The 17,942-nt window shown below is 48.2% G+C and carries 14 protein-coding genes; 7 read left to right on the top strand and 7 right to left on the bottom strand.

Annotated elements, in window-relative coordinates; all coding sequences use genetic code 11:
• Nucleotides 1-27: 27 nt before the first annotated feature.
• Both purB and Enr17x_RS23950 read right to left on the bottom strand, forming a co-directional pair.
• Nucleotides 28-1,458 carry an adenylosuccinate lyase gene (gene purB / locus Enr17x_RS23955; protein WP_198000764.1) on the bottom strand — a complete coding sequence of 477 codons (1,431 nt, stop codon included), beginning with the start codon at nt 1,456-1,458 and terminating at the stop codon, nt 28-30.
• 90 nt (nt 1,459-1,548) lie between these two features.
• Nucleotides 1,549-2,220 (bottom strand): metal-dependent transcriptional regulator, encoded by a 672-nt coding sequence (locus Enr17x_RS23950; RefSeq protein ID WP_232100835.1) that lies wholly within the window; start codon nt 2,218-2,220, stop codon nt 1,549-1,551.
• Between the two features lie 527 nt (nt 2,221-2,747).
• On the opposite strand from Enr17x_RS23950, the gene Enr17x_RS23945 reads away from it, so the two are divergent.
• Together Enr17x_RS23945 and Enr17x_RS23940 are read left to right on the top strand one after the other, a co-directional pair.
• The gene (locus tag Enr17x_RS23945) at nt 2,748-4,508 is read left to right on the top strand and encodes a hypothetical protein (RefSeq protein WP_145312197.1); all 1,761 of its coding nucleotides are present in this window, start codon (nt 2,748-2,750) and stop codon (nt 4,506-4,508) included.
• Nucleotides 4,505-5,527 carry a disk-shape morphogenesis protein volactin gene (locus Enr17x_RS23940; RefSeq protein WP_145312196.1) on the top strand — a complete coding sequence of 341 codons (1,023 nt, stop codon included), beginning with the start codon at nt 4,505-4,507 and terminating at the stop codon, nt 5,525-5,527. The genes Enr17x_RS23945 and Enr17x_RS23940 overlap by 4 nt, the downstream gene beginning before the upstream one ends.
• Here the strand turns inward: Enr17x_RS23940 and Enr17x_RS23935 are convergent.
• Nucleotides 5,524-6,702 (bottom strand): DUF1570 domain-containing protein, encoded by a 1,179-nt coding sequence (locus tag Enr17x_RS23935; protein ID WP_145312195.1) that lies wholly within the window; start codon nt 6,700-6,702, stop codon nt 5,524-5,526. The genes Enr17x_RS23940 and Enr17x_RS23935 overlap by 4 nt on opposite strands.
• Before the next feature lie 283 nt (nt 6,703-6,985).
• Here Enr17x_RS23935 and Enr17x_RS23930 point away from each other — a divergent pair, with 283 nt between their 5' ends.
• Nucleotides 6,986-8,338, top strand: coding sequence for a hypothetical protein (locus tag Enr17x_RS23930; RefSeq protein WP_145312194.1), 1,353 nt, complete (start codon nt 6,986-6,988; stop codon nt 8,336-8,338).
• Between the two features lie 12 nt (nt 8,339-8,350).
• Here Enr17x_RS23930 and Enr17x_RS23925 read toward each other — a convergent pair whose 3' ends face one another.
• From Enr17x_RS23925 to Enr17x_RS23915, 3 genes are all read right to left on the bottom strand, one after another.
• Nucleotides 8,351-8,815 carry a SufE family protein gene (locus Enr17x_RS23925; protein ID WP_145312193.1) on the bottom strand — a complete coding sequence of 155 codons (465 nt, stop codon included), beginning with the start codon at nt 8,813-8,815 and terminating at the stop codon, nt 8,351-8,353.
• On the bottom strand, nt 8,815-9,897 hold the full coding sequence (locus Enr17x_RS23920; protein ID WP_145312192.1) for an Mrp/NBP35 family ATP-binding protein: 1,083 nt from the start codon (nt 9,895-9,897) through the stop codon (nt 8,815-8,817). The genes Enr17x_RS23925 and Enr17x_RS23920 overlap by 1 nt, the downstream gene beginning before the upstream one ends.
• A 107-nt stretch (nt 9,898-10,004) precedes the next feature.
• Nucleotides 10,005-10,421 (bottom strand): hypothetical protein, encoded by a 417-nt coding sequence (locus Enr17x_RS23915; RefSeq protein ID WP_145312191.1) that lies wholly within the window; start codon nt 10,419-10,421, stop codon nt 10,005-10,007.
• 1,340 nt (nt 10,422-11,761) lie between these two features.
• On the opposite strand from Enr17x_RS23915, the gene Enr17x_RS23905 reads away from it, so the two are divergent.
• Both Enr17x_RS23905 and Enr17x_RS23900 read left to right on the top strand, forming a co-directional pair.
• Nucleotides 11,762-12,091 (top strand): hypothetical protein, encoded by a 330-nt coding sequence (locus Enr17x_RS23905; protein WP_145312189.1) that lies wholly within the window; start codon nt 11,762-11,764, stop codon nt 12,089-12,091.
• Nucleotides 12,092-12,191: 100 nt separating this feature from the next.
• Nucleotides 12,192-12,590: a DUF427 domain-containing protein gene (locus Enr17x_RS23900; protein ID WP_232100834.1), complete on the top strand. Its 399-nt coding sequence runs from the start codon at nt 12,192-12,194 to the stop codon at nt 12,588-12,590.
• A gap of 28 nt (nt 12,591-12,618) precedes the next feature.
• Here the strand turns inward: Enr17x_RS23900 and Enr17x_RS23895 are convergent, their stop codons facing one another.
• A complete protein-coding gene (locus tag Enr17x_RS23895; RefSeq protein WP_145312188.1) occupies nt 12,619-13,893 on the bottom strand; it encodes a YkgJ family cysteine cluster protein in 1,275 nt (424 codons plus the stop codon).
• A 368-nt stretch (nt 13,894-14,261) separates the two neighbouring features.
• Between Enr17x_RS23895 and Enr17x_RS23890 the strand changes: the two genes are divergently transcribed.
• A complete protein-coding gene (locus Enr17x_RS23890; RefSeq protein ID WP_145312187.1) occupies nt 14,262-15,689 on the top strand; it encodes a hypothetical protein in 1,428 nt (475 codons plus the stop codon).
• A gap of 923 nt (nt 15,690-16,612) precedes the next feature.
• On the top strand, nt 16,613-17,848 hold the full coding sequence (locus Enr17x_RS23885) for an aminotransferase class V-fold PLP-dependent enzyme (RefSeq protein WP_145312186.1): 1,236 nt from the start codon (nt 16,613-16,615) through the stop codon (nt 17,846-17,848).
• Nucleotides 17,849-17,942 lie beyond the last annotated feature (94 nt).

Genomic DNA, 17,942 nt, shown 5'->3' with positions numbered 1-17,942 from the left:
ATGATAATTGCCAGCTTCAAGCAACAGTTAGACCTTCAGATCTTCTGTCCCTTGTGCCAGGTCATTCTGATAACGTTGCCTGACGGGCTCAATGATGTCCGCGATAAACGCATCCACCTGTTCGGGAGCGCGACCGATATATTTTCGGGCGTCCAGGGCGCTGGTTAAATCACAGCCGGCAAAAGCGGGGTCTTTTTGCAAGCGTTCAATCAGATCGTTTTTCCCGCCATGCACTTTCACTTCCGCACCGGCAGCCTGGCTATGCACGCGAATCTGTTCGTGCAAATCCTGGCGGTCACCACCCGCTTCCACACCCGCCATCAGAAATTCTTCAGTCGCCATGAAGGGGAGTTCTTCGTTCAAATGTTTCTCAATCACCTTAGGATAAACGACCATCCCGTCCACAATATTTCGATATAAAATCAAAGTCGCATCGATGGCCAGAAACGACTGAGGCAACGACAGACGCCGGTTGGCGCTATCATCCAGAGTCCGTTCCATCCACTGCGTCGCCGCGGTATCTTCCGCATTCGCGGTCAGGCTGATCGCAAACCGTGCTAAGGAGCACATCCGCTCGGACCGCATGGGATTCCGTTTGTAGGCCATCGCAGAAGAACCGATTTGATTTTTCTCGAACGGCTCTTCCAGCTCTTTTCGGTTCTGCAAGATCCGAATGTCATTTCCTGCTTTATGGGCCGACTGACCAATGCCACTCAGAGAACTAAGTACCTGCGCATCAACTTTGCGAGAATAAGTCTGCCCCGTGACCGCATATCGGTCTTTGAAGCCCATTTTTTCCGTGACCCGGCGATCCAGTTCATCAACTTTCGCATGATCACCTTTGAAGAGCTGCAGGAACGTCGCCTGGGTCCCCGTTGTTCCTTTCACGCCCCGAAAACGGAGCGTTTCAATCCGATACTCGATTTCTTCGAGATCCAGAATCAGATCATAGCACCAGAGCGTCGCTCGCTTTCCGACGGTCGTTGGTTGTGCTGGCTGCAAGTGTGTGAATCCCAGACAGGGTAAATCACGATATTCTTTTGCAAACTTCGCCAGATGATCGATCACCGATACAAGTCGCGTCCGAACGCGTTCCAGGCTTTCGCGGATCATAATCAGTTCGCTGTTATCCGTCACAAAACAGCTGGTGGCTCCCAGGTGGATGATTGCTTTGGCGTCAGGACAACGTTCACCATAAGTGTGCGCGTGTGCCATGACATCATGGCGGAGTTCCTTTTCATATTTGGCAGCCAGATCAAAATCAATATCATCAACGGCAGCTCTCAATGATTCAACCTGCTCAGCCGTGACAGGCAGGCCCATCTCGTGCTGTGATTCCGCCAGTGCGACCCAGAGCCGGCGCCAGGTCGAATGTTTTTTTTGAGCCGACCAGATCTGGCTCATCTCTTGTGATGCATAACGACTAATCAACGGATTTTCATAAGTAAGATGACTCAATTTCTTCTCTTTCTTCTGCACGGCGAACCTTGAAGCCCACCCTGGTTCCATTCGCTTATTTTTCACGAAGTATGAGATACAGTCAGGTTCCTACAACGGAACGACTTTCACATTCTCGGCGACATGAATTCCCATCGAGATCACTTGTCCGTTCCACTCAGAGACGACAATTCCTGCCTCGACATTCTTTTCTTGGACGGTTCCTTCAGAACCGATTTGTAAACCGGAGCGGGATAGAAAACGCAGGAATTCAGTTTCCTGATCGGTTACCTGGACAATTTTGACGTGTGTCCCCGGCTGGCAAGCTGCCAGAGTCGTCAGGTTCGGATAGGCCCGCCGCATCTGACCATCGATTGAGGGAATTGGATCTCCATGAGGATCGGTCTCAGGAAAACCAAGATACTCGTCAATATGATCGACAAGGAAATCACTTACCGCATGCTCCATATTTTCTGCTTCCGCATGAATCTGATCCCAGGTCAGTTTTAACGTCTGAAACAGAAACAGTTCAATTAACCGGTGTCGTCTCAATACCCGAATTGCCGATTGCTTGCCACTCTCGGTCAGACAGGCTCCTTCATAGGGACGGTATTCCACCAGCTTGGACTGCTTTAGAGTTTTAAGCATACTGGTCACCGTTCCCGGCGCCACATTCATGTATTTGGCTAGTTCGCCGGTACTAATCCATTCTGAGTCAGACTGCAGGCTGATTTGCAAAATCGCCTTCAAATAATTCTCGACGGTTAAACTCGTTACGTTCACAAATACATCCTGTTTCATCAAATGAGCAACTCTTACACAGCCTGAAATACGTCCTAGTTAACCATAGCGTGTTTCAGCACTTATGATACCAGGCCACCATGACCTGAATGACGCTACCATCAACCCGGATACAGGCTAAGAGATTACATGGATCACGCGAAACGTAACCATCGTTTAGAGACCTCCCATCACCGCTTGCAAGCTTTGTTTATCCTAGCAACATCACAAAATAGTTGGAATCAATACCCCATACGAAATTAATCTCATTTTAAGATAGCCTACACTTCCCTCCCCTACTTAAGGATGACGGCAACTCTCTGACATATAAACACTTACCACTGTTTATTTCAGGCCCATTGATTCCCGGCTTTTCCACGAAAACCGATACTTTGAGTAATGCTGATACTCGGATTGTGCCGATTTTAATGATTGTACGGTTTCCTCTCGCTCCTCTCCTTTTACTGTCTTATTGTCATAAGGAAGGCCGGATGTTCTGCTGGCGCTTGGTCAATTTCAGGTTATTGGTAATGTTCCTATTGGCAGGATCATTCAATGCTGCCGGTGCGCAAACAATCTATCGCGAGATTGGCCCCCCTCAGAATCAGCAACGTCAGACCTCCGTTGTTGGACTCCTGGGTGAATTCCACCATTGTGCCGCCTATGAAGTCTCTAATCAGGATCTTGATCTGAACAAGGTGATTTCACAATCAGGGGGTATGACTCCCCAGGCTTCGGGCATCATTCGCATCATCAGAGGCGGACGCATCAGCCAGGACTTGTTTTATTCTCCCAACACCGATTTCCCCCTGATGCACGGCGACGTTCTGATTGGATTGAAGTCGTCAGCGAATGTAATCGATGTCTCATCTGATCAAAACAGGACTGGAAGCCAGGGAATTCAACAACAGACATCACCTCAACTGACACAGATCGCGATACTCAATTTAATTGACCGTCCTGTGGTCTTTGGAGTGCCTCACGAGATTGCAGATCTGGCAGGCATCTTACGCTGTCTGAGACAACCCCTTGAGCTGTATCCGCAAATGGCACAAGCGATCAAAGTCATTCCTCCCAAACGAATTCACAACAACACAGATTTCAAAACAAAAAAACTGACGTCAAAACTAGCCTCCGGCACGGTGCTTGTTCTGGGACATTCCAGTGGCCTTGATCTCACAATGGTTCCTCGCTCCTTGCCCGGACCACGACGGTTACAGCCGTCACACCCTCTGATTTCGGATGTACCAAAAGTAATCAGCAGGCCGGCCGCGGTCTCAGCGGGAAGTTCTCCATTCCGACAAGCCAATTCTGTCACAGAAGAGGCACTACAAATCCAGCACGGCGTCAGTCACCCTGAAGACATTCCTCAACCTTTAGAAACAACGCCCTCGAAAAATAAAAATAGCGAACTGCAACTCAACGGGCCCGTTCTGCAGCAGACAGCCGCCAGCTTGACCCTGGTTCCCAAGCCGAATCTGTCCCAGGCTGAAAAAAACGCTGCCAATTCAGGTGATGAGTTAACCAAACCACAAAACGCAAATTCTTCAACAGTTCCCGATCTGAACCTGACTGTCGCGCCCGCGCCTCCAGTAGATTCGATTCAGGTTCTGAGTGATGATGATCTGCCGAAATTCGAGGATTTCGAAGAAACGGCCGAGTCTTCCTGGCCGCAATGGCTCTCGTACTTACTCATGGCTGTTTTTGCTGGCGGAATCTGGAAATATCTGCAGAAAAGAGCAAACCGGGCTCCCCGTCAATTGAAGCCTCACTCTGTGCCTACAGAAACAGCAGATTCAGAACCGGCAACGATTATTACCAACTGGGATTCCTTACCTCCTCTGCCGAAAAAATCGCTTCTGGAACAAATCCTGGAGAATGACATCCCCGTCATCGAAGAGACGCCACAAATTCCAACGCAGACATTCATTTATGGGCGACACCAGACCAGATCTGCCCGGATCGATCAAAAGGAAGAAACCCTCAAAGGTCCTCACTTCACAAAGCAAATCAAACCTGAGCCGGTGGATTCCGAAAAACAGGATATGACGAACTCAGTTTCTGAAGCTCCAGAAACGCGCAAGACGGAAAAAACATTGAAAGCACCTGCGTTTCGCTTTGACCGATCCCATCCCAAAACAACCCAACCAGCTGACGAAAAAGTGACTCCCGCAAAATCAGCTCACAGCTCTGCATCAAACCAGACGCAGTCAGCGGCTGCGGAAGCAAATCAAAACTCTGGAATCCTGGATCGGGTTCTGCAGGCAATGCAGGGAGTCATGCCGAAATGAGTAGTTCATTATACATAGGCTCAACCTGCCTGAGAGTTTTGCAAAACGACGCAAACCACAAATTAACGCGCCGCTCGATTGAGACAGCGTATACTGTGATGGAGGATACACTCGAGAACCGCCAGTTACTGCAGAAGATCGCAGTCCCGTTTCTCTTTTCTGAAGGCACATTGATCATTCCGGGAGAAAATGCAGGTCAAATCGCCCGCTTTTCACATTCGCCTCTCTATCCGCTTTTCACAAACGGGGAACTGGTTTTAAATGATCCAGTGAATCGGCAATTGCTCTCAACGCTGATTCAGTCAGTCCTTCCCAAAGCGCGGAGAACCGGCGAATATTGTTCGTTTATCACTCCGGGAACGGATCCTGCAGCACCACTCAGCAAACTGGTCTCACAGTTAATTGCTTTGCAAGGCTTCACTCCCTTTGCAACGACGATCACACAATCTGCCGGTTTAGCAGCGCTGCCAGCCAGCTTACACTATTCAGGGTATGTCGTTTACCTCGGGCATTCACATTCCGAAATCGGCCTGATTCACCAGTCTCGCGTCGTCGTGCGACATTCTGCCCCTTATGGCAGTGAGTGGCTTGACGAGCAATTGGCGTATGCATTCAAATTCTTCAAAACAGATTCAGCAGGGGAAACCGTTCCCGATTCTGAAAAAGCCAGAACCAAACGACTCAATCCTGAGATCAACCTCAGCCCTTACTTGTCGAATCATTCTCTACTGACAAACTGGTACGAATCGCTATTCGACAGTCTGTTAGACCAATTCGCATCCCAACTGGATTCCATGCAGAATTATATTGAAACACTGGAAATACTTCCGGTGGTCTACATGGGCGAACTGTCACACATTGACGGTTTTGATGAATTGCTCGCACAGAATCTCTCCAACCGAAAGATTCGATTCGATACCGGGCAGGTCACGCTGATTCAGGACGAACATTTCAGTATCACCCGTGGTGCCCTGGTAATGGCTGCGATGGAAGAAGAAACGCTCAGTCGGGCAGCCTAATTATGTTGAACCAGATCCTGTGTTAACTGATTCATGAAGTGTAAATAATCCACTTCCATTGTCCGGATATTGGTTTTGAAGGCATCTTTAAAATCCTGCTCTCGCGCATCCGCCGAGTATTCTTTAAGCGGATCGCGGGCGGAAATCTTTTTCAGATAACGGGCATAACGTGCCGGTTGTGTTTCTACCAGAAAAAACGTCAGCGCCCACGCCTCGGCATACGCGTCTAAAGTCGCAGAATGGAACTGTCGGTCGTCCCGAATAAATGCCTGTAGCGACTCTTTTCCACGACGTTTCTGTGCATAATGATGAAACCACAAAAGTCGCGTTCGATTGATTCGCGAGACGGACCTGGCACGTCCCCCGGTATGGGCACGCAACTCATCCGACTCAAACGTTGTTGCCAGACCTTCTACAACCCAGCGAGGATTCTCTCCAATTCGCGAATGTAAACCGGTATTGAAAGCAACCTGGTGTGTCGCCTCATGGATCATCGTATCTCGTAATGCTTCGGTCAGATTTTTACCAGTGCTTGAGACACGCGAAAATGCGAGTTCATTATGGGCTTGATCCTGATCAACTGAAGACGTCGCCGTACGTTGATCGAACAAAGCAGTTCGATTCGTATGCGGGTGATAGTATCCCAGCAGTCCATCTCCGGCACGCACGCCATCTTTTTTACAGTATGCGAAAAATTGATCACGGTCCGGAAATATAATGGTAACCATCAAAAATTCCGGAGCCTTAACCTGATAGCCTCGTAAGGAAAAATAATGCGAGAATGAATCGTACAGATCTTCAAAAACGCCCCCATAGGCTTTCGCCTTTCCGCGCGGCGCACAAATCAGATAATGCCTGGTCGAGATCACTTCAAATAACGGGCCGAACTCTTCCTGCAATTGTTGCTTCATTTTGCTGATCGGCAGGCGTTGAAATTCGGATGCGACTCGCCGATAAGCTGTCACTTTTTTCAGCGGCACTTCTGATAGTCTACCAGTCTGATCCATCATCCAGCTGATATCGTCGTTGTGCGCAATCGATTTGCCGACAAAAACCTCATTTCTGGTTTTCATCTCAATCAGGGAAGGATGCTTGGCTGTTGCCGATGTCTCCGTTATCAAACAGAGACCGGCTACGAGAACTCCGGCCAGAATAGTACGAAAACAGGATAACATTACATCAGTTTCTAATCAGGTTGCAGGTTCTGTTTCAGTTAATATTCTCTCTATCTATAGTGTAAGCCCCAATCCGGGGGCCGGTTCCAGAAATCAGTATCGATCACAAATCAGTGATTTAAGCGGCAGGAATCAAAGGGAACGTAGCGGTTATAAGCATCACAACAATTGTATTCCTGGATTCTCCCGGTGTTTCCCGCGCTCAAACCGGTTACAATAAATGGTAGCCGAGATCATGGCTGGAAGCTGCCATCGTATCATTTAATCAAGATTGAGAATTACCGTGTTACGTATCTGGTTACTGACAGGAGTTGCTGTACTCTGCCTGCTCTGTACATTCAAAAAAGTGAGTGCTAATTCCACTCTGCTCGAACAAAAAGAGTCCGAACAGGAACAGCTGAAACAGCAGATCGCGCAACTTATTGAAAAACTGGATTCCAACCAGCGGCTCGTTCGACAACAGGCAGAGATCCAGTTAGCCGCATTGGGAAAACCGGTATTATCGCTACTTCCTCCACCGGAACTCGTTCCCAGCATTTCTGCCCGGGAAGCTCTGAAACGGATTCGTCTGAAAATTGAGCAACAGGCCGCGAGAGATTCGCTCAAAGCGTCTACGATTACCCTGACAGGCAAACACACTCTCAAGCAAATTCTGAATGCCATTTCTGAACAGACCGGCAATCAACTTGATTCCAGCCAGTTATCCGACGAAGTTTTAAACAAGAAAATACAGATCCATTTTAAAAAGACATCCTTCTGGCAGGCGATTGACGACTTAACTCGAACTTTGCCGCTAGCATATCAAATCAATGGAAGTAACGGGCATCTGCAACTTCAGAAGATTACTCAGAAACGCCCAATCCAGTCAAAACTCGAAAGCCAGATCTACTATGACGGGCCATTTCGAATTGAGGTCGTAACGATAGAAAAACGCGCGCTTCTGGGAACTACAGATAGTGAGTTACTGCGAGTCACGTTTCAAATTCAGGTGGAACCCCGTTTAAGGCCACTCTTCCTGAGTTATTCTTCCCGCGAAATCCAGGCTAAATCAGATCAAAGCCTGACCCTGCCTCCGTTTAATCCCGATGCGAAATATGAACTTCCACTGGGGGAAGGAGGCAAGAATTTGAAATTCACCATGCAATGGATTATGGATAGCAGGCAGCGCCCTGAATTCGTCCAGATTCAGGGAGACCTGAAAATGGAATTGGCCGCTGAGACTCTACCCATTACCTTTGATGATCTCTCACGCACGCAAGGTGCGATCAGGCGGCGCGGCAATGTATCTGTTGAGTTAGTGGAAGCAGAGTCCGTCAAACTTGCTTCCGTACAAAATATGAATGTTCGAATTGCTTTGAGCTATGACTACGGCGGCCCTGCATTCGAATCGCACCGCACCTGGATCTATCATAACCGGGCCTATCTCCAGACACCGCAAGGCAAGCAATACTGGTTGAACGGCTCATCACAAACAACGCTTGAGAGTGCCGGAAAGATTGGCGTCCTCTACCGGTTCACCGACCTGCCTCGAACACAGACGGACTTTCAATTTACCTATCTGGCTCCGACGCTGATTACTTCTGCCCCCATGCAGTTTCGGTTTGAAAAACTGAAACTACCTGCGAAAAGTCAGTGAGGCCGTTTATTTTTACCCGGCTAGTAATTTTGCTTCCTGCTGAACGCGCTCGACCATCCCGAACAATCCATTCTTTCTCTGCGAACTGAGATACTTATCCAGCTGTAATTGAGAAAAATATTGTTTGACATCAATCGTCAGAACTTCTTCCGGAGTTTTATTATTATAAATGGCAAGCAGTACCGCGATTAATCCCTTTACAATTAAGGCATCGCTGTCCGCATGGATCTCCAGAACCCTCTGATCGTCAACCTGCTTCAATTCGGTTGTCAGCCAGACCATACTCTGACAACCGTGCACACGGTTTACTTCTGTCTTGTCAGACTCGGGCATCGGCGGTAATTCAAATCCCAGATCGATCAGAAAGTCACAACGTTCTTCCCAATCGTTCAGAAACTCAAACTCCTCTATCAGCTCTTCAATGCTCATCATGTTCTCGGTCGTATTTTGTGTTGTTGAATTCTGATCCAGTGTCATTAGAGAATTTCCAGGGGTGGTCTTATTGGATTTTCGATTAGAGTGCGGGCAATTTCAATCGCCGTATTCTCTGCCACTTTGAGTAAACAGGCCTGCGATTCCGAATCCGCTTCCACCAACTGAGAGATATTTCCCACATCCGATTTTTCGCGAATTTCTGCATTCATTGGGATCTCACCCAGAAACGGAATCTGTAATTCCTCACCTTTCGTCTGTGCGCCGCCTCGACCAAAAATATCGCCCGACATATTTTCCACAATTCCCAGGACGGGAATTTTCACCTGGCGAAACATCTGCACTGCTTTCACGGCATCCAGTAACGCCACCTGTTGAGGAGAACAGACGACAACAGCTCCGGCCAGATCAAGCAGCTGTGACAATGTTAATGAAACATCGCCTGTTCCCGGGGGCATGTCGATCACCAGATAATCGAGCTCTCCCCACTCTGTATCCTGAAGAAACTGAGAAATCGCCTTATGCAACATCGGCCCTCGCCAGATGACGGCTTGCTCAGGTTCAACAAAAAATGCCATCGACATTACTTTTAAGCCATCCGCTTCCACTGGAATGATGCGTGTGAGCGTCTGACCATCCTTACCTTGAAACTCCTGAGCAACCGGTTTTTCACTGGTTCCCACCAGATGCGGAATACTCGGCCCATAGACGTCTGCATCCACCAGACCCACGCGTGCTCCATATTTTTTGAGGGCAAAAGCCAGACTCGCAGCAACGGTACTTTTTCCAACACCGCCTTTTCCTGCACCGACGGCAATCACATTTTTCACATTCAATCCCAGCCGACCGCCGGAGTTCTTGCCTTTGATATTGATGGAGTATTCAATCTTCAGACCTTCGCAATCAGGAAACGCAGTCCGTACGGCATTCTCAATCAATTCAGATAATTCGGATTGCAGAGGATACGAAGGAACGGGCAATTCAATTTGAATCGAAACCCCTCCGTCCTCTCCAACATTCGCTCCTTTCAAAAAACCAGATGCCGACAACGGCTTTTGGAAGACAGGGTCAATGAGTTCTTTGAGACAGCTCTGTAAACTTGCTTCGTTGATTTCAGAATTTGCCATCAGCCTTTAATACTCTCCAATAACTACTAAACTAATTCGTATCTCAAGTAATTTCGTAACGTGGTCGCGAATCGGGGCAGGAACTTGAACGTTCCCTCTTCATCATCTCAGCCAGTCGCTTTCGTTTGACTGTGAATCGCACTTTTCTCTTTTTCAGTAAAGCCCCAATACCAGCGGCAGATTTTTGCAATCCGCTCAGGCTCTAAACTGCCTGCCTGAATATGAAAGACACCCAATTCTCGTAAAGCCCACTCCAGATTCAATAAAGGCTCTGCCGAGAAAATCATCACGGGAAAAGAAACGTTTGCTCCCAGACACCTTTGTAAGAACTGCAAACAAACTGGCTTGCCGATTCCCAGATCAATGATCACAACCAGTTCTTCAGCAGTTTCGCAAAGTGCGTTCTGAAACAGGATGCTCTCGGTAGAAAAACCGCGAATCTGCCGGTCCGCTTCCTCTTCAAACTGCCATTGAAGCTCAGAGACAATATGTGTCCGCTCTTCCAGAACAAACACCTTTCTCATAAAACCCCAATCCCGTTAAACATACGACCATGTCACCTGGCCTGAGCCAACAACCATTTGTTTCAACCTATCTCAATCGTATACATGCCCGCCTTGAATACAACTCACATAGGGGCCTGAAACGACTCCTCAAAGTTTTTTTTCGATTCTCTGTCTTGAATAGAGAATACAGAATTCTAAACAAAACGGAGTATACATAAAATCACCAATACTACTGCTTGACCAGGACATGAGGAGATTGCCTTAACCCCAACTCGAAGCAGAAGACGTCATAATCGATACAAGTGACGTTTCAGGACCCACTTTGGGGCAAGAGTCTACAAATTTACGTTTCTTCAAGGACTTTCTGGCGAATCTGGCCGAAAAAAATAATCAGGTTTACCTTTTTAATTACGTGAGGCTATGGACTCCCAGGTTGATCAGAAAACCTCATCTGATTGAATCCTGATTGAGTACCTCACGACCGTCCACGAAGCGAATCCTTGGAGATTGCCTAAATGAAATTGTTAAGTTACGTTGCCGCTTTAGCGGTTGTTTGTTGTGCTGGCGCATCTGTTGAAGCTGCTAGCTTCCTTGGAAAAGGTTGCTGTGCTCCTAAACCAACTTGCTGTGCCCCAGCTCCTAAAACTTGCTGTGCACCTGCTCCTAAGTGCTGTGCTCCAGCACCAAAGACTTGCTGTGCTCCTGCTCCGAAGACTTGTTGTGCACCAGCTCCCAAAACTTGCTGTGCTCCAGCTCCTAAGTCTTGCTGCAATACCTGTGACTCATGCTGCGGTCACCGCAAACTGTTCAAAGGATCTTTCCTGAGAGGTTGCAAAGACCGTTGTGGTAAGTTGTTCAATCGTTGCAAAGACCGTTGCTGCAAAGTAAAAGTTCGTTGCTGCAAAGTGAAGAAGTCTTGCTGTGCTCCTGCACCACGGACTTGCTGTGCACCAGCTCCAAAACCAACTTGCTGTGCACCAGCTCCTAAATCTTGCTGCAACTAATCAGATTTGAGGAATTCTGCAGTCCCGGCACTAAGGGATTGGCCTATCAGGTCCGAAGGGCAGCTTCAATAATCGTGAACGTCAAGTCCGAGGGAACTTGTTCCCTCGGGCAGACTTCACAAGAAGGAAGCTACTAGAAATCCTTCAAATGTGAGAGCTTGATTTTAGCAAGTATGAAATAATAAAAATGATGTCTCTCTTTTAAGAGAAACATCATTTTTTTATGCGCAGACAGATCGCTCACTCTCCTTTCAATCACATCCTTTTAATTTCACCACAAACCTCTTAGACTCAAAGCTGACAAAACATTCCGTTGATTACCCCTGATTCAGCTCAGCTGCCAAGAGCAATTTCATGAAAATAGAAGACTTACTCAAACGATTCCAATGGGAACAGATCCCCAATTCCACCGGGCGTTTTACACTCAGTCCCTCCGAAAAATCTTTGTCGGTCGAAGCGCTCATCGAATCAGAGGAAATCGAGATTAAACAATATCCATCAGCGAATCCAGAGGAAGTGATTCACGTGGTGAAACTTGAAGATGGAGGTTTGATCTCCTACCAGCGAAAAGATAATAAATACATCCATACATTGAACTCAGAAAGCATGTTCAAAAGAAAACAGTGGGAACTTGGCATCATTTCTTTCAGCCCGCGGCAAATGCCAGAGGAACATCAGGACTAAACGCGAACCGTTCCCCTGTTCAGCCTCAGATTTCAAATCTGGAATCTGATTCAATCCAAATTGATCTTTTTCAAAAGCGCGACCGCATTTTTGGAAAATTATGATGGTTTTCAAACCAAACTTGGCTAGGATAGTTTTGGGCAACCTCAATCAATATCCATTCTCATTTCGTTTTAAAGTTCTTTTACGACAACTTAGCGATGAGGAGTGTGGTGTGCCTAAGGCAATTTGGAACGAAGTGATACTTGTTGAGTCTGATGAGAGTATCACGATTGATGGAGACGTCTATTTCCCTCTGGAATCAGTCAACAATCTTTTTCTGAAAAGAAGTTCATCTACTTCGATCTGCCCCCGCAAAGGAAAAGCGCTGTTCTTCGATGTTGTCGTTGACGGAAAAATGAATCGCGATGCTGCATGGTATTACCCCGAACCGGATCAAGAATATCCACAGCTGACAAATCGGATTGCGTTCTGGAAAGGCGTTGAAATACGCCAGTAACCTCGAAGACAGTCACCTCAGACGGCCACTATTGACCGTACCAGCTGATCAGTTTTTTGATATCTTGTGAACGAGACAGATTCCTCACGCGGCTGCGAAAATGAGGCATCCCGAATGCAGGTGAATAGCCGTGATGATGATCGGCAATGCTCATCGCCTCATTTACATCCTCTGGGATTAATGTCGATCGTCCCTCTCCCGCTGCTATCCAGCGGGCAATCCACATGATCGCTGGGAACATCAGTGCCAAATGATAAAAACCTTCCACAAAGGGGATCTCATAATAGGCGGCTCCGAAAAAATGCAGTCCCTGAATTTTCACCCGGTAATATCGCGCAAATAACTTTTCACACTCCGGTGGAAGTTCACCAAAGGAGGCTTCCAGGAGTGAAAATGGTACCGATTTAAATCGGTCCTGCAAGGGGGGGATCCCACCAGAAGCAAACGTAAATTTCAGTGCCGACATCAGTAGCGAAAAACGCCTGGTCAAGCCGCGGGATGAGTCTGCAAATGTATCTTTCCGCGCGTACTGCGCTGCCAGTAGGCGAAACTGAATTCCCCCGAGACGACTGGGGGCAATTCGATCCAATTTCCGATCTCCCGGAATTTCCTGTGCCGTCGCCTGGCTGATTAACTCGAGAAACTCATCCAGGCGTTCCCCACGAATTGTTTCAAACCGTGATTGCTCGATTAATTCGACCCAGGAAATCGCCCGCAAGAGATTGATCAGAAATCGGGTATCCTTCATTTCAAAAAACTGATTCAGTGTCCCGACCACCTTCAATGTATCAGGCCAGCCTAGTGTCTCTTTCGATGTCAGACCGGGAGCCGCAGGTGCCTTGTAGCGTTTGGGAAGAACCTGATCGACAATTTTCTTGATCTCGTCGGTCTGCTGATCAACCCGCTTCCCCAGATTAGAAACCACCGACGGACAACTGAATCGTAAACTGACCGCGATCTGATTACCCGCCGGATGAAAGGCATAAGGATAGACCTGGCACGCCAGTGGTTTTGCCGGCTCGCCAAACTTGGCATGTATCCGACAGAGTCCCTGTTCATTCAGAAAGATACAGGAACCATCAGACTGGTGCGCTAACCGGTAACGTTTGCTGGTCGGCGACAAGCCCGTCTTTATGATCACAGGCTGCCCCTCTGGGATCGATTTGTCCTCGTCCCAACGCTGCTTCTCAATCCGCTCTTTTTCCTCAGCAGTGATTTCGATCTCATGCTGTTTACAGCAACCGGCACAGTTATGACAGTTCCAGTTTTGAATGACAGGTAGAATCAACGGGGGTGAAGACATGAGAGATCTTTGATGGAAACACTTTTATTCGAAAAAACACGGCCATTTATTGTAAAGATTACAAAAACGAAACGCAAAGTATCATCCCTGCAGGAATTTCTTGCCAAGTTTTTCCGTCCAACAGACAGAATCCCGAATTCGGTATAGACACATTTTCAAGATTCCCTAAAATCCCGCTCGCTTACTGGAAAGAAGTTTGTTTTTGTAACCGTCTCCCCGCAGAGACCTGTCACATCAATCCCCGCTGTATGTGATGCAAAAACTCCCGAATTCTTCGCTCCAGCAGGCAAACCCGTCCATAGATTTTTCCCTTTCTGTAGATCACCAGTCTCTTCCGGGAAATCACTTGGAACTTTAAGGACCCAATCATGTCGACACGATTTCTATTTAATATCTGCTGGTGCGCACTAATAAGCTGCGCTGCTTCCGGATGCTATTCCCACCATCAGTATCCCTATGGGGGAACTTATCCCGGGCCTTACGGCACACCCGGTCCTTACGAAATGGCACCAGGCAGCATTCCTCCCGGCAGCTATCCGGTTCAACCCGATCTGGGACAACCCGTTCCGCCGCCTCAGGGATCACTCCCTCCAACCGGCTCTCAGGCATACAGCGATCAGTTTCCCAGTAATACAACAAACAATACCAACTATGACGGCGTCGATTCCCAATGGAAACAACCCGTCAATAGCTCCCCTGGTCCCAGTAGCGCACCCTTTGAATCCAATCCAACGGCATCAGGCAGGAATGCGACGCCCAGCAGTGGCTTGAATCAGAACTCCACAGGCAGCCAGGCCGTTCCCAGCTATCAGGATCCCAACAAAATTAATTCCAATCCGCAATCGTTCGGCAATGAGTTTCCACAAAACACCACACCCCCATCCAGCAATACCAGCAATTCCTTCCCTGGAAATGCCAACGATGAATTCGAAAGTAATCAAACACCACAACCCCTGGGTGGCAACTCCACACAAATGAATGATCAGTTCGAGCCCAGCAGCAACGATCAGTTCCAAAGTAACCCACCGGATCAGTTCCAGCAGCCCAAAGATGAATTCCAGCAAAATGACAACGAAGGCTTCAGTGTTCCTAAAGTGGAACAGCAAAGCTTCGAAAGTGACAGCGATACATTTGGCCCTAATAACAGCAAGATGGCAGCTCCAGCCGACAACGATGTCTTTGGGGCCAATCCCCAAAAATTCGAAGCCAATCCAATGCCTAAAGACTCATTTGACGCCAATCCCAGCGACCCTTTCAACGTGAACCCCAATGACAGCAGTCAGGAATTCCAGCCTCCCGTGAATAGTTTCCCGGGAAATGATGACACCTTTGGCCCCAATAGCAGCTCGATGATGAACTCGGCTCCTGGCAAAGTCAGCCATGCCGGTCATCAATCCCGCGCCTCAGGACCACAACTTGTCCAGTCAGATCCGTTCATGAAGCCTGCGAAATTTCAATCCGCTTCATTTGAAGTTCCCTCTGACTCCGGTCAGCGAACTTCCGCCGGTAAATCACCTTCTCCTTTCAATTATGACAAACAGAACTACCGCTGGCTGAGAGGCATCGTAGAATTCGATGAACAGGAAAAACGCTGGAACATTACTTACAACGCCATTCCCGATAAATCAGACAGATTCGGCGGCAACATCGTGCTTATCGATCAGGGACAACTGAACCGTTTCACAAACGGAGACGTCGTTCTCATCGACGGACACATTGATGGTTCACAACAGGACAAAATGGGGAAACCCTGCTACCGTATTGCCAAAGCACAAAAACTGGTTCCTAAAAAATGATGCCGAATCTTCAGTCGTGCATGTTGCCGCATTCCAACATGCCTGAAGCATCTTGAAATTTTCATGACTTGGAAATACAAACATTTCAGCCCTGATTTCAGGGCTTTTTTTACGCCTTGACTCCTCACTCCCTCTGCCTAACATGCGGAGATAACGTCGCGCGCACGAGAGAAACAACATTTTCACTTGCTCCTTTTCGCACCTGTTGAAATTAACCCTACGAAAACCAAGTGACTTTTGATGTTTTTCCAGCCTGCGGACCACTTCGCATCCCCAAACTCTCAATTTTCGTGACGCATCGAAGACGCTTCGTGAAACTTCAGAGCAGGTATGTACCCCTTCACAGCGACTTCGTGAACACTTCATGTCACAAATTTTGCGGTCCCTCTTGACCCCCTCATGCACTTCCCCAACATAGGTCTCTGTCAGGATGATCGAACAAATCAAAGTTAAACAAAGGATGCACATGATAAACTCCCACTCCCAAAACATTTCTTATGACCGCCACCGTTTTGATGACAACACTGTCACTCACTCAAATCGGCACGTTCCCCTCACACAGGAGATGCTCCGATAAACCTGGATACAGACTAATGGATACAACCCGGGGCCCCTAGCTGAAGATAGACCAGCGGCAGTCTTGATTTGAGCAGGTAACGAACATGCAGCCTGCTGTCAGTGTCTATTAAAGATATACACCATGCCGATACTCAGAAATCAGCAGTTGTAAGGCCAAAAACGGCTTTTTCATGTAACCCTTTTCATGAGCGGGTTTCGTGTTAGAATCCCTTATGAAGAACTGGTTTATAGCAAACACGCGTCCCCTGATTCCAACCCGGTCCATCTTCAGTGAAACTTGAGCCCCAGGGATCTGGTAACACAAAAGGAACTCCAACGCGGACTCAAATCTGAAATAGACAAACATGACCGCCGATATTGCATCAATTCGACACGATTTTCCCATTCTGAACACGAAGCTTCCCAACGGGCAGCCCCTCGTTTATCTGGATAGCGGCGCGACCGCGCAGCATCCCAAATCGGTCATCAATAAAATTTCGGAAATCTACGAACACTATTACTCCAACGTGCATCGTGGAGTGCATCAACTGGGTGACCGCGTGACTTCAGAAATGGAAGCTGCCCGGGCACGCATCCAGGCCTTTATCGGCGCCAGCGCAACGGAAGAAATCATTTTCACATCCGGCACCACCATGTCCATCAATCTGATTGCACAGACCTGGGGCCGTCACTTCCTCAAAGGGGGCGACGAAATCATCCTGAATGAAATGGAACATCATGCCAATTTCGTTCCCTGGCAGGCCATCGCCAAAGAACGTGGCGCAGTTCTCAAATTCATTCAACTCACCCCTGACGGACGTCTGGATCAGGAACACTATCAATGCCTGCTCTCACCCAAAACAAAACTCGTCGCTGTCACCGGCATGTCGAACGTGCTGGGGACAATCAATCCAATCGAAGAAATGGCCGCGCGGGCACATGAAGTCGGCGCCCTGATTTTTGTCGATGGAGCGCAGAGTGTGCCGCATCTGCCGGTCAACGTGGTTGAAAGTGAAATTGACTTCCTGGCGTTTTCCGGGCACAAAATATTCGGCCCGTCCGGTATCGGCGTCTTATACGGCCGCAAGTCACTCCTGGAACAGACTCCCCCCTTTCTGTTTGGTGGGAATATGATTTCAGAAGTGCATTGCGAGGATTCGCACTGGGCCCAGCTTCCCGCGAAATTCGAAGCCGGCACCCCCGCCATTACCGAAGCCATCGCCCTGGGCACCGCAATTGATTATGTTTCAGAGCTCGGCTTCGATGCGATTCAACAGCAGGAACATGTTCTCAGTCAATATGCCCTGCAGCGACTGCAGGAAGTTCCTGGTTTACAGATTTATGGTCCGCTTGAGCTCGAAGACCGAGGTGCGATTTTCAGTTTTAATATCGATGGTGCCCACCCCGAAGATCTGGCTACACTGCTCGATCGAAAAGGCATCGCCGTCAGGCACGGGCATCATTGCACCATGCCGTTACACCAGCATTTGAATATCGCCGCCAGTATCCGCGCCAGTCTGACCTTCTATAATACCACCGACGAAATCGATGCACTCATCGACGCCATCGAATTCGCCAGAAAACGACTCCGCCTCGCCTGAGTTACTAAACAGGTATTCGATCCACTCGAATACCCTCCATCGTTACATGACTTCCGGGTGACACCGTCTGATTGGCTGATGGTGCCGGTCCAGT

The sequence above is a fragment of the Gimesia fumaroli genome (assembly GCF_007754425.1).
Lineage (GTDB): Bacteria > Planctomycetota > Planctomycetia > Planctomycetales > Planctomycetaceae > Gimesia > Gimesia fumaroli.
This window is presented reverse-complemented; position numbering and strand designations above follow the sequence as displayed.